The following is a 13,262-nucleotide window of genomic DNA, read 5'->3' on the forward strand; positions in this document are numbered from 1 at the left end:
ATCCCTACTGCCGGATGTTTGTTTTTAAATCCTGTTTGACATAATTCAGCCATTCCGCTGCCGGCAGACTGATCTTTACGTCCGGGCTAAACCCTTTCTGATCAATAGGATGAGTATCCGCCCAGCTCATTTTTGATACAGGAATCATCAAAACCAGCTGTTCGCAGGGAAGCATCGTCCGGCTTGTCGGTCCTTCGTAATCCATCATTCCCACCGTGTTGCCGCCATATCTTTTCGTTTTTCCACTCTGCTTCATCAAATTAAAGAAGAATTCGGTTGAGCTTCCGCAGAGTCCATCAGTGATCAATGCAACCCTTTCCGGCTTACGCAACACCGAATCCAATGGGATGCGAACGCCTGGGATCTCAATGAAAGTGGCCTTGGTATGAGCCAATTCCTCATAAATACTTTTTAGTTTACTCACATAACTGTCAGGGAAGTACTTCTGCATCTCTTTCGGCATGGGATTTTTAACAAGAGGTTCGAGTTCCGCGCGTTTTAGTTTAATGTTGTCTGCAGAGATCCTCAATTTCGGGCTGTCCTGGTCGATTGGACCCGTCATTACATAAGGCAATAAGAAGCTCCAGCCAGAATTGCCTCCCCCGTTGCCACGCAGGTCGATGATCAGGTACCTGCTGGCCCTGATGGTTTTGTCATTGGCGGCCACCAGCTTTTCAATCCGGCTGTCATTATTAAAAAAAGTGGGGATTTTGATATAGCTTGTTTCCTGGTCCAGCTGCCGGAAATCCAGCCCGTTGTTGTTGTTTTTCCAGGTATCCAGTTCTTTTCGCTCATCCGGAGTCATGCCTGTACCTGAAATTTTTCCGAAGAGTGCAAAACCCCACAATTGCAGCAAGCCGCCCCTTCGTTGTGCATACATATCTGTGCTGCCAAATACATTATATTGCTCGAGCAGAAAACCTTTGTGATGCGGCTTTAAAGAAAAATATACCTGACCTTTGACGTTTCCGGAATCTTTCGACTGGATCACAATGGCCTTATACTGAAGGTTTGGAAACTTTTTAATGACAAGTCGAAGCGAGCTGTCGGAATTGATCCAGATGCCCTCAAGAGGATCTCCATTTCCGGCTTGAACCGTGTTCAGGATCCTGTCTACGTCCATGAGTTCCCGTTTAGTTTCCTCTTTCGGATAGTAACTCAGGGAAAAGTGTTTGTCTTTGAAAAACCTGACGTATTGTTTAATCAGGTAGAAACAATCCTCCGTATTTTGTTGCTGGCTGGATTTGATCTTGAGTGCGTGTACCAAAAGGGAATAGGCCTTTTTGGTTTTTGAATTTACTTTAGCAGGAAAGCCTGCATAATTAAGCTCCGTTTTCCGGATGGTTTCGTTGAGGTTAGCAGAACAGTCACAGGATGTACGCTGAGCGGAAACTGGACGAGTTAAGCAGATAAGAAGCAATAGCGTTAATATTCTACGAGTCATAAATAAATATAGCACTTTTCAATAACTGTACCTTAATAAGTTTCGATTCCGTGTAGTAATCGAGCAGGCTTGAAGCTGTTTTGGGTATGGCCCTTTATATATCTTCTTAAAACATGTTTTTTTAAGAATGATTACCATAAACTCAATCCATTATTCAAATCGGAATTTTAGTTTTTGGTAATTTGGCCATGATCGTTTTAGCCGGAACTTACCCGAGGCTCTCCAAAAGATCGAATCACTTGAGAAGCGGTACGGATTAAAGGTTATAGCTACAAGTGAACCATTGGATATCGATACGCAGGATCCTTCAGTTTTCTTATTGAGGGCCTTTAAATACTTAATTGCTAACCAGGAATTGCTGACTATCCGAAAACGGGCAAAAGTAAGTTCCCGTCATGCACAGGAATCCGGACGATACATTAATCTAGCTCCTTACAGCTATATCAATCATAAGGAGCAGGGAGGCAAAATGATCATAAAGATTGATCCAGTCAAACAACCTATTATAGAAAAAATCTACAGAGATTTTCTCTCGGGAGTTCCAAAATTTCTGATCTCCAAAGAAGTTAGAGAACTAGGATTTCCGCATAGTGGAAATTCGGCCGTTCGCCGCATTCTAATCGATCCATTGTACGCGGGATTAGTTCGCGTCAGTCCCTGGTGTGAATATGCCGGAGAAACTGGTAAAAGGCATTCACGAAGGCATCGTCAGTGAAGCACAATATTACGGGGTGCAGGAAATGCTTGGACTGAGCAAACGCCGAATGCACACTAAGCCGAAGGAAGAGTTTCTGCTTAATATGCCTAAAATTTTTCAAGATTCCAGTTTGGGACAGAAACACGCTATTTTTAGTCAGGTGTTCAAACAAGGATTCACCTTTAAGGAAGGTAGTTTTAGAGCACCTTCGATCAACTTAGAGTTTGCTCGTAAGTTGCTGATAATCAAAGAAAAATGGCTGCTCTTTTTGGAGCAACCCTCTGGTGTTTTTGAAGGAGTCCCTTCATGCGGGGAAGGAGGGAGTCCATTTGAACACTTGCGGGAACTTTTACGGATAATAAGAGATATCTATGGAAATAAGGGTCGGTTATAAATTGACGGCTAATTAAGTGTAAGTAATTTCTCTGTGTAGTCGACCAAAAACAAGGGGATATTAACTAACCCATCATCTTTCTTCAGATTCTTTAGCGAATATCTTATTCGCACTGGCGGTTCATAAAGGCCATTATATATCGAAAGACTTTTACTACGTACATTCTCATCAGATTTCACCTCAACGGGGATAATTTCATTTTTCATCTGAATAATAAAGTCAACTTCAGCCTGGTTTCCAGAAGTCCAGTATCGAGGTTGCACTTCAAAATTTTTGATTAAGTGCTGTAAGATATAGTTTTCGGTCAGTGCGCCCTTAAATTCTGTAAATAAACGATTCCCTTCTCTAACAGCTATAGGGTCTAGTAGTGAAAGTCTACGTAACAAACCGACATCAATCAAGTAAAGTTTAAATGCCGAAAGATCATCATAGGCAGAAATAGGTAATCCTGGCTTGCTTATTTTAAAAACCCTATGCACCAGACCGGCATGCGAAAGCCAAAGTAAGGCATCTTCATATTCTCTTGAACGTGCACCTGTTCTTACACTCTGGTAAAGAAATTTTTTATTATCCCTTGCCAGTTGTGAAGGTATTGAAGCCCAAAGATGATTAATTTTAGGTACATCCTTACTTTCTGCATATTTCGAAAAATCAAGTGCGTATGCATTTACAATATTTTGCAGTACCTGCTGTGTTTTTTCTACATCATGTTGTTCCAATAGTGTAACTACCGCTTCGGGCATTCCCCCACAAATAAAAAATTTCTTTAATTTATCCACCAATGGGTTAAAAAAAATGTCAGGTATAGGCTCCAGTCTATCTATACTCTCTATATAAGCAAAAAGCTGAGGATCATCAGCAGACAGAAATTCAGAAAAACTGATCGGGTTGACCTGTAAAAAATCAACTTTCCCGACCGGAAATGAATTGCCTTTTGACATCGCAACCCCAAGTAGTGAACCTGCACTAGCCACCACATATTCAGGCGCGTTCTCATAGAAATACTTTAAAGTATTCAGTGCTTCATTGCATTCTTGTATCTCGTCAAATATAATTAGTGTTTTCTGCGGTAGTATTGGCAAACCATGGACTAGGGATAGATTTTGTACAATGCGCTGTATGTCCTTGGTGTTTTCAAAAAATTGCTTTAGATCAGGCTGTTCCTCAAAATTAAAATACGCAACATTCTCAAATTCGGCGGCACCAAAATGTTTCAATAGCCATGTTTTACCAACTTGCCTTGCCCCTTGAAGTACCAGTGGTTTACGGTTTGGATCTGTTTTCCAGGATGATAATTTTTTCTGTACACTTCTTTTGATTTGCATAATTCACAACTTAAGTGCCAATTATGTGATTTTAATCACATAATTGGCATTAAACTATGTAAATCTATGCAAACTTTCTTGACCCGGCAACAATTTTAATATCTTTTTTGGTTATACTATAATTATTTCAATTGTACGATGAGTATGACGGGTGTACGCATTGTTAATCATTGGTGCCATTTCTTTTTAGGAAAACGTTTATAGCATGAGGGGAGATTTAGAATACCTAAAGTTCATGCAAAATCTTTATAAATAGTAAAGCCCAACAATGTTGGGCTTTAAATTGCTCTGCGGAGAGCGAGGGATTCGAACCCCGGACCTGTTACAGTCAACAGTTTTCAAGACTGCCGCATTCGACCACTCTGCCAGCTCTCCGCTGCAAAAGTACGAACTTGGCGCAAATCTGCAAATGATTTCCATTCAAATATTTGCATAAATATTTTAAGCGTTGCTAATCATTTAGTTAGCACGCGTAAAAACTTTCAAAAAAATAAATAAATGGCCAGAAACAGCCATTTTGGCTACGATCTTGGCTTTCAGGTTTACACTAAAGGGCCTCTCCAGGGTAAATTTTTTCGCGATCTACCGATAAAATTCCATTTCCTTCGATTGCGAAACAAACGAGCCCGATGAGTACAGAGACCGAAAACCAAAATTCTGAATAGGGTTTAAAAATACCACCAGAAATATTTACAAAGAATACCGCCCCAATCAGTATCGGTAAATTAATAAGGCAGAACAAGCGGGTATATGTGCCCAAAGCAATGGCCATACCGCCGATAATGTGCATTAAGATAATTAAATGTGCCAGTAAACTGATGCTGATGGCAGTACCTAAAAAGGCACCCCGCATGAGGTTGCTAAATGCCTGCATGTTGATATAAAAATCAATGCCCTTCCAAATTAAAATGAGGCCTAATAAGATTCTAAAATAGTCTAACCATTTTGGGTGATGGTGATCGCCCCAGTTTTGGATTTTCTTAAGCATGTTCATAACTTCTATATTTTTGGTTAGAACAATTTACAAAATAAATAAGAGAATAACAAAGTTAACTGTTTGATTTTAAGGCTTTTTTTTATCCGTATTTTTACTATTTACATAGTCGGTTGGCGACATGCCGAACTGCTTGGCAAAGTTTCTTCCAAAGTGCGATTGAGAGCTATAACCAACCATTTCTGAGATTTCATAGATCTTTAATGCCCCTTCATTTAAAAGTTCAGCAGCTTTTTTTAGTCTCGTTAAATTAATCAGTTCATTCGGACTCAGGTTCGAAATAGATTTGATTTTCCGGTATAAGGTTGGCCGGCTCATATTCATCTTTTCTGCCAGGTGTTCTACATCCAGGGCTTGATCGCTGATATTTTTATTAATGGTATCCTGCAATTTTTCTAAAAACAGTTCGTCTGCCTTTGAATAAGCAATACTTTTAAGGTGAAGGAGGGGCGAACTGGAGAAATATTCCTTAATCTTGTTCCTGTTTTTAATCAGACTGGAAATCTGTACCTGGAGAAATTCTGGCGAAAAGGGTTTTTCTACATAGGCATCGGCACCCAGCTCTAAACCCTCAATTTTAGATTGCAACGAATTTTTTGCAGTAAGCAGGATAACGGGGATGTGGCTAAACTCCAGGGTCGATTTAACTTTCGCACAAAATTCGAAACCGTCCATTTCGGGCATCATTACATCGCTAATAATGAGCTGAACAATTTCACGCTGTAATATTTCTAAGGCTTCTATGCCGTTCCGGGCCTGTAGAACATGGTATTTTTCTTCCAGATCATCTGAAATGAAATCAAGGATATCTTCATTATCATCAACCAATAACACCACAGATCTTTCCATATCCTCAGTATCTTTTATGGTAAACGTGCCTACAATTTCTTCCATTTTCCGTTCAGGTTAAATTCTATAAGTTGATGGATAGGCAGTTCTAATACAAATATATTAAAATCACCATCATTAAAATCTAAATAAAGCTCCCCGCTATGCAGTTGCGCAAGCGATTTTGAAATCGATAAACCTATTCCGGTTCCTGCCTTTATTTCTGTTTCTTTGCCCCTAAAAAAAGGTTCAAATATCTTGTCCTTAATTTCTACAGGGATTCTGTTCCCATCATTTTTTACCATCACGGCAAACTTATCGCCCTGCTGTAGTAATAAGCTGATTTGTACGGTGCTTTTTCCGTATTTAATGGCATTGTCTACCAAATTGCTGATCATTTTGTAAAAAGCCTCTACGTCAATATAAGCATGGAGTTTTTTTTCAGGTAAATGGAGGTTATAGGTAATGTCTTGCTGTTCTGCAGCAGGTTGGAACTGAAGAAATACATCTTTTAATATTTCAGAAATATCGGCCTTTACAAAGTTTAACGAAAATTCGCTGGTTTCGGTTTTTCTGAAATCCAATAATTGGTTGGTTAATTTGAGCAATCTATCGGTGTTTCGGCCCATAATCCGTAAATTCTTTTCTATTGCCGGTACCGCATCGGCCTGTTTAATCAGTTTCTCCATCGGTCCGATAATCAAGGTGAGCGGTGTTCTGATTTCGTGGGCAACATTGGTGAAAAACTCGATTTTTGCCTGATAAATTTCTTTTTGTTTTTCATGCTCAAAAACTTCCATCCTCCTGCTGTTTTTTAGCGCAATTTTTCGGTGGTACCTCCGTACCAGAAAGAAAACAATTCCGCCTGCAGCAATTAAATAAAGCAGATAAGCCAACGGACTGAGGTAAAAAGGGGGATGTATTTTGATCAGCAGTTTAACGTTTTTGGTGCTCCAGGTACTACTTCCTTCAACCAAAGCTTTTACCTCAAAAGTATAACTGCCCGGAGCAAGTTTGGTAAAATAAACCTTCCTGTTGGTTTTTAAATATTCCCAGTTTTTATAAAGCCCGGTCATTTTATAAGCATACTCCGTCATTTCGGGCGATAGATAACTTAAGGCAGCAAAATCGATACTAAAAGAAGATTGATTGTAGTTCAGTTCGATGGTATCGGCATAAACGATAGATTTGTCAGAAATAGAATCTGCCCCATTTGCACCGATTTCTGAGCTATTGACCTGAAACCCGGTTAAAAATACAGGGGTTTGGTAAGATGTTGCTTTTAAATTAGCCGGATTGAAGCTGACCAGCCCTTTTACGCTCCCAAAATACGTTCGGCCATTCTCATCCTGGTAGGCAGAACTGTAATTAAACTGATCGGTAAGTAATCCGTTGGCTTTAGAATAGGTTTTGCTTAAACCTGTAGTGGGATCGAAATGGATAAGGCCCCTGGTGCTGCTAATCCAGAATTTATTGGCCGCATCTTCTTCTATGCGGAACAGGTAATTGCTGGGGAAACCATTTTTTATACCGTAACGCTTAAACTGATGTGTTTTCTGATTAAAGCTGCAAAGCCCACCACCATCTGTGGTTACCCAAATGTGCTGTTTACTATCTTCAAAAACACTATTTACCGTGTTATGGCTTAAACTTTTCGCATCTGTCGGAATATTTCGGTAGTTCACATAACCTGGTTTGGATAAGTTAAACTGAAATAAACCATCGTTAAAGCTCCCTGCCCAGATATTGCCCTTACTATCTTCCATAACCGAATCGTAAAAAATAAAAGGCAGACCCGCAACCGGGTCGAAATCATCTTTTTTGCGGTTATAACGGTAAATCCCATTAATCGTGCCTACTAAAATTTCACCCGATCTTGTTTTACAAAAAGTAACAATAAAGTTGGTGCGTAAAGCATTTCCAACACCTGCCTGGTAATGTTTAATTACCTTTTCTGTTTTCAGGTCTAAAACGTCCAATCCATGTTCGAAAGTGCCAATCCAGAGTTTGTTGCCATCAACCAATAAACCGTGGATATTGGAATAGGCAATGCTTCCGGGCTTCCCGTCGGGTAAAAAATGTTTAAACACACCTGTTTTTACGTCGAGTTTGTTCAGCCCCGCATCTTCCGTACCGATCCATAAATTTCCCTTACCATCTCTGGTAATTTCCCTTACATCGCTTCCACTAATCGAATTAGTGCCTTTTTGCGGAAAGTATTTGGTAAACAGCGAAGTATGGCTGGAATAGTAATTTACACCTCCGAAATAGGTGCCTGTCCAAACCCCGCCTTCACGGTCAAGGCAGATGGTATAAACGGCATTGTCGCTCAAAGAATAATCATTGTTATATTGTTTTTTGAGGTGGATAATTACCTCATTTTCATCATTATAGATGTAAATGCCCGATTCGGTGGCAATCCAAAATTCATGAGGTCCTGTTTTTTTGATATCCCGAACAAAAATTGGCGTTTGGTCGTCGTTTAACCGGAGTATATTTTTTGATGTTAAAGTAACCAGATTAAAGAGTTTAACGCCCTGATTGGTAGTGCCGACCAGTAAATTCCCGTTTTCGGTTTCTGCAATTCTCGATACCCAGCCATATTCGGTTTTGGCATTTTTGCCGTTAATATTAAATTGCTCAAAATTATTTGCTTTGGGATTGTATTTTTCCAGTGTTCCCTTTCCGGTACTGATCCATACACTACCATCTTTTAAAACCGTTACCAACGAGGCATCGAAAGGTGCATTATGGGTAAAGGCCTGCATTTTCTTGGTTCGCTTTTGATATAAATATATTTTGAATGAAGATAAGATCCATAAATTTCCGCGCTGATCGCTGGCCAGGTCGATAATCCGCATCCCTTTGGTTTCTTTAATAATGGCAAAGCTTTCTTTTGCAGGGTTATATTGGTATACACCGCTGTTGGTACCTACCCAAAGTGTTTGTTCCTGATCGTGGTGGAGCGCATAAATTAAATCGTTGCCTAAACTGCCCGCCTGGTCTGGGTCGTGGCGATAGGTTTTAAAAGCATAACCATCAAAGCGGTTTAAGCCATCTTTTGTGCCAAACCACATAAAGCCGTTTCCATCCTGCACACTACAAAATGCTGTATTGTTGGAAAGTCCGTTTTCTACCTGATAATGCCTGAAATAATAAGGCTGCGCCCAAAGCTGGCGGACCGAAAACAACAGGCATAAAAGGATGAAGAGTTTTTTCAAGATATTTTGGTCAGTTACATCAAATATATTAAAGAAATGCTTTGCTTTCGGGTTAATTTAAATTTGAGAGGATAAGTAGAAAGATTGAGACAGATTTCAGTTTTATTTGAGAAAGCCCTAAAGATTTAAGAAACCCAGTTTTTATAGGCCTGAAAACTGTCAATTGCCAATTGCAAGCTAATCTAAGTGTTACTCTTTTTTATAGAACTGGAAACTGCCAACTGCCAATTGCAAGCTAATCTAAGTGTTACTCTTTTTTATAGAACTGGAAACTGCCAACTGCCAATTGCAGACTAATCTAAGTGTTACTCTTTTTTATAGAACTGGAAACTGCCAACTGTCAATTGCAGACTAATCTAAGTGTTACTCTTTTTTATAGAACTGGAAACTGCCAACTGCCAATTGCAGACTAATCTGGGCGTTCCCTAAGCTGCGCAAAGGTCGGGCTTTGCAGGGCTGCGCTTCGCTCCGGTACCGATGAAGGATCGGTACTGAACCCTTACAATCCCTAACGCGAAGCTACTGCATTAAGACTTTGCGCGTAATTGCTTGCGCTCGTTTCCTAACGAGTGCTTAAATAGATAAACGATTTTATCGTTTGCGTTTGTAAACGACAAACTATTCAACGCTCGTTAGAAACGAGCGTTAGCCAGAAACTCAGTTTTTATAGGCCTGAAAACTGTCAATTGCCAATTGCAAGCTAATCTAAGTGTTACTCTTTTTTATAGAACTGGAAACTGCCAACTGCCAATTGCAGACTAATCTGGGCGTTACCTAAGCTGCGCAAAGGTCGGGCTTTGCAGGGCTGCGCTTCGCTCCGGTACCGATGAAGGATCGGTACTGAACCCTTACAATCCCTAACGCAAAGCTACTGCATTAAGACTTTGCGCGTAATTGCTTGGGCTCGTTTCCTAACGAGTGCTTAAATAGATAAACGATTTTATCGTTTGTAAACGACAAACTATTCAACGTTTCTGAGCCGCTGTGGTTAAACAGACTCCTCCAATACAAATCGAGACAAAATGAAGAAAGATTGATACAAATGCGTATCCCTCTGAAAAGCTAAAAACCGAATCTTTGGATAAGAATTAAATAGAACTAAATCCATTTACCTCTTTAACTAACCAAATCCCTAACCTAATATGAAAAGAAGTTTATTCTCTTATGGTGGCTTTGTCTGCCTGGATTGGTGCCCGCTTCAAAAAATGTTTTTGAAGCGCAAAGTCCTCTCCGTTATTTTTACTTCCATCACCCTAATCTTACTTTCCTTTCAGCTTAGTGCCCAGGAGCAAACGGCTGTTACCGGAACAGTAACCGACGAAAAAGGAGAAACAGTTGTTGGCGCCAGTGTTAAAGTTAAAGGTACTAACACCGGAGTAACAACAGATGGCGATGGAAAATTCAGAATTCAGGTAAGCGATAAAAATGCTACGCTGATCTTTATTTATGTAGGCTATATCAACCAGGAAGTTGCACTGGCCGGCCGTACGCAAATCAATGTTAAACTCAAGCCATCTAATAACGATTTATCAGAAGTTGTTGTAGTGGGGTACAATACGCAGAAAAAGGAGGCCATAACAGGGGCCATTTCATCAATTAGCAGCAAAGACCTTGAAAAAGTGCATGGCGGTTCTACCGTAAGTACTGGTTTAGCCGGAAAGTTACCTGGTGTATCTTTCAGGATGCCTGATGGAAGACCAGGCTCCAGTGCCAATATCCAGATCCGTAACATGGGTAATCCGCTTTATGTGATCGATGGTATTCAACAAGATGCCGGGCAGTTTAATAATATCTCACCTAACGATATCGAAAGTATCAGCGTGCTTAAAGATGCATCAGCTGCTATTTATGGCAGCAGGGCATCAAACGGTGTAATTTTGGTAACCACCAAAAGGGGTAAAAACAGTACGCGTAATACCTTTAGTGTTGATGCTTATACCGGCTGGCAAAACTGGGTACGGTTTCCCGAAACAACTGATGCCTATCAATGGATGTTAGGTAAAGCCACAGCAGAAATGAACCAGAATGGAAGAACAGATATTACACAGGCCGAGTTGGATAAATGGAAAGCGGGTACAGAATATGGTTATCAGAGCCAGAACTGGAAAGACATTATCATTGCGCCAAACGCTCCACAAACTTCTGTGAATTTAAGTGCCTCGGGCGGAAGCGACCGGGTAAACTATTACTTTTCTGCTACCCGTTTAGATCAGAAAGGCGTATACGGCACAGCAAGGGAATTCGATTTCAACCGGACCAATATCCAAAGTAATATCGAAGCTAAAATAACCGATCGTTTTAAGGTAGGTATGCTGATTAATGGTCGTATCGAAAGTCGCGATCAGCCAGGCGTACCAGGTGGAGATGATTACTGGGCTGCCCGTTTTGCCCTATTGAGAAACAGGCCAACTGAACAGGCTTATGCCAATGGCAATCCAAATTACCCGAACGATATTGGGCACAATACCGAGCAGTTTGCCGTACAGAGTAAAGCTTTAACCGGATACTGGAAATCAGACTGGAGGGTTTTGCAAACCAATTTATCAGCCTCTTACGAAACGCCCATAAAAGGCTTGGAAATAAAAGGTTTATATTCTTATTACATTGCCGATAACGTAATCAATGGGCATGAGTATACCTATAATGTATATACCTATCACCCGGAAACTGGTGTTTATGAAGAAAAAGTAGGCAGTTCAAATCCTTACAGAGAGCGTAGAAACGAAAAAGTATACACCAATACCTATCAGCTCCAGGCTAATTATAACCGCACTTTTGGTAAACATACCGTTGGCGGGGTATTGGTGGCCGAGCGTTTAGACCGTTTTAGAACTTATACCTTTCAGCACGCTGTACCACAAACTAATATTTTGCCCGTGCTGCAGTTTGCCGATATGGACGGACAGGATTTTGCTGATATACAGGAAGAACAGGCCCGTATTGGTTATGTGGGAAGGCTAAATTACAACTACGACAATAAATACTACCTGGAGCTTTCCGGTCGTAGAGATGCTTCTTGGAAATTTGCGCCAGACAGGCGCGTGGGTTATTTTCCTTCAGCATCAATTGGGTGGAGAATTACACAAGAGAAATTTATGAAATCGCTTTTGGGCGAAAGTAATATCTTAAACGATCTGAAACTTCGTGCTTCTTATGGGGTATTAGGGGATGATGATGTGGGTATCGATCCTTTTGCCTATATCCCGGGTTATAACTACAATCAGGGCAGTGTGATATTGGATGGAAAGAATATTACCACTTCGAGGGATAAAGGCCCCATTACCAATAACCTGAGCTGGTTTAAAAGCAAAATTACCGACATCGGCCTTGATTTTACAATGTTCGGCAATAAACTTTCCGGAACGGCAGATTATTTTTATAGAAAACGTTCTGGTTTACCGGCCATTAAAAACGATGTAATTGTACCTATCGAACTGGGTTATCCTTTAAATGTTGAAAACCTGGAGAGCGATGCGCAATTTGGAGGTGAATTCTCTTTAAACTATAGGGATAAAATAGGGGAGTTTAATTACAATGTGGGCGGAAACATTTCCATTAGCAGAAAGAAACTTTTAGAAAGATATAAGCCACGTTTTGGCAACTCATGGGAGAATTACAGAAGTAATGGTACCGACAGATATGCCGATATTTTTTGGGGTTATGAAGTAACCGGTCAGTTTCAGAGTATCGATGAGATCAATAACTACAAAGTGAATATTGATGGGAAAGGGAACCGTTCTTTATTGCCTGGCGATTTAATTTACAAAGATCAGAATGGCGATGGGATTATTGATGGTTTAGATGAAAGACCGATAGGTTATACCACAACAGGGCAACCAAATGTAGGTTTTGGATTTACTATTGGTGGTTCTTATAAAAACTTCGATTTTACAGCAGATTTTTCTGGCGGAGCGATGTATTCATGGAACCAGAACTGGGAACAGCGCTGGGCATTCCAGAACGGAGGAGCCTTATTGCAGAATTTTGCTGATGACAGCTGGCACCGTACCGATCCATTTAACCTGAACAGCCCCTGGGTGGCGGGTAAATATCCCGCAATCCGTTTTAACGACCGCGATCATAGTAACAATACCAGAAATTCGACTTTTTGGTTACACAACGTGAGGTACCTCAGGGCACGTACACTTGAGATTGGCTATACCTTGCCAAAAAGATGGGCAGAAAAAATTAAGATCCAGAACGCAAGGGTATATGTAAACGGATACAATCTGTTCTCGATAGATAACCTGAAAGACTATGGTGTAGATCCTGAAATTGCCGACGATAATGGCTTACAATATCCGCAGAACAAGTTTTTTAACATCGGTCTTAAATTATCGCTTTAACATGAAAAAGACT

At 40.4% G+C, this 13,262-nt stretch carries 7 protein-coding genes, 1 tRNA gene and 1 pseudogene; 3 read left to right on the forward strand and 6 right to left on the reverse strand.

Annotated elements, in window-relative coordinates; translation table 11 throughout:
* Positions 1–4 precede the first annotated feature (4 nt).
* Positions 5–1,444 (reverse strand): S41 family peptidase, encoded by a 1,440-nt coding sequence (locus H9N25_RS01880; protein WP_190327765.1) that lies wholly within the window; start codon positions 1,442–1,444, stop codon positions 5–7.
* Positions 1,445–1,646: 202 nt separating this feature from the next.
* Between H9N25_RS01880 and H9N25_RS25390 the strand changes: the two are divergent.
* Together H9N25_RS25390 and H9N25_RS01890 are read left to right on the forward strand one after the other, a co-directional pair.
* Positions 1,647–2,159: pseudogene (locus H9N25_RS25390) on the forward strand (hypothetical protein); the annotation flags it as partial.
* Positions 2,113–2,535, forward strand: coding sequence for a hypothetical protein (locus H9N25_RS01890; protein ID WP_167293068.1), 423 nt, complete (start codon positions 2,113–2,115; stop codon positions 2,533–2,535). The pseudogene H9N25_RS25390 and the gene H9N25_RS01890, both read left to right, overlap by 47 nt.
* A gap of 8 nt (positions 2,536–2,543) precedes the next feature.
* On the opposite strand, the gene H9N25_RS01895 is transcribed toward H9N25_RS01890, so the two are convergent.
* The 5 genes from H9N25_RS01895 to H9N25_RS01915 all read right to left on the reverse strand — a co-directional run bounded on the left by H9N25_RS01895 (position 2,544) and on the right by H9N25_RS01915 (position 8,903).
* The gene (locus H9N25_RS01895; protein WP_167293069.1) at positions 2,544–3,860 is read right to left on the reverse strand and encodes an ATP-binding protein; all 1,317 of its coding nucleotides are present in this window, start codon (positions 3,858–3,860) and stop codon (positions 2,544–2,546) included.
* Between the two features lie 291 nt (positions 3,861–4,151).
* A tRNA-Ser gene (locus H9N25_RS01900) sits at positions 4,152–4,235 on the reverse strand.
* Positions 4,236–4,407: 172 nt separating this feature from the next.
* Positions 4,408–4,854, reverse strand: coding sequence for a DoxX family protein (locus H9N25_RS01905; protein WP_167293070.1), 447 nt, complete (start codon positions 4,852–4,854; stop codon positions 4,408–4,410).
* A 69-nt stretch (positions 4,855–4,923) separates the two neighbouring features.
* A complete protein-coding gene (locus H9N25_RS01910; RefSeq protein ID WP_167293071.1) occupies positions 4,924–5,748 on the reverse strand; it encodes a response regulator transcription factor in 825 nt (274 codons plus the stop codon).
* A complete protein-coding gene (locus tag H9N25_RS01915; protein ID WP_190327766.1) occupies positions 5,733–8,903 on the reverse strand; it encodes a ligand-binding sensor domain-containing protein in 3,171 nt (1,056 codons plus the stop codon). Before H9N25_RS01915 ends, H9N25_RS01910 begins: the two co-directional genes overlap by 16 nt.
* 1,142 nt (positions 8,904–10,045) lie before the next feature.
* Here H9N25_RS01915 and H9N25_RS01920 point away from each other — a divergent pair.
* The gene (locus tag H9N25_RS01920) at positions 10,046–13,249 is read left to right on the forward strand and encodes a SusC/RagA family TonB-linked outer membrane protein (RefSeq protein WP_223833540.1); all 3,204 of its coding nucleotides are present in this window, start codon (positions 10,046–10,048) and stop codon (positions 13,247–13,249) included.
* Positions 13,250–13,262: the final 13 nt, after the last annotated feature.

The sequence above is a fragment of the Pedobacter riviphilus genome, assembly GCF_014692875.1.
Classification (GTDB): domain Bacteria; phylum Bacteroidota; class Bacteroidia; order Sphingobacteriales; family Sphingobacteriaceae; genus Pedobacter; species Pedobacter riviphilus.

Excerpts from the sequence above, each read along its gene's own strand:
- H9N25_RS01880 (WP_190327765.1), bottom strand. The coding sequence starts at position 1,444 with ATGACTCGTAGAATATTAACGCTATTGCTTCTTATCTGCTTAACTCGT.
- H9N25_RS01890 (WP_167293068.1), top strand. The coding sequence starts at position 2,113 with ATGCCGGAGAAACTGGTAAAAGGCATTCACGAAGGCATCGTCAGTGAA.
- H9N25_RS01895 (WP_167293069.1), bottom strand. The coding sequence starts at position 3,860 with ATGCAAATCAAAAGAAGTGTACAGAAAAAATTATCATCCTGGAAAACA.
- H9N25_RS01905 (WP_167293070.1), bottom strand. The coding sequence starts at position 4,854 with ATGAACATGCTTAAGAAAATCCAAAACTGGGGCGATCACCATCACCCA.
- H9N25_RS01910 (WP_167293071.1), bottom strand. The coding sequence starts at position 5,748 with ATGGAAGAAATTGTAGGCACGTTTACCATAAAAGATACTGAGGATATG.
- H9N25_RS01920 (WP_223833540.1), top strand. The coding sequence starts at position 10,046 with ATGAAAAGAAGTTTATTCTCTTATGGTGGCTTTGTCTGCCTGGATTGG.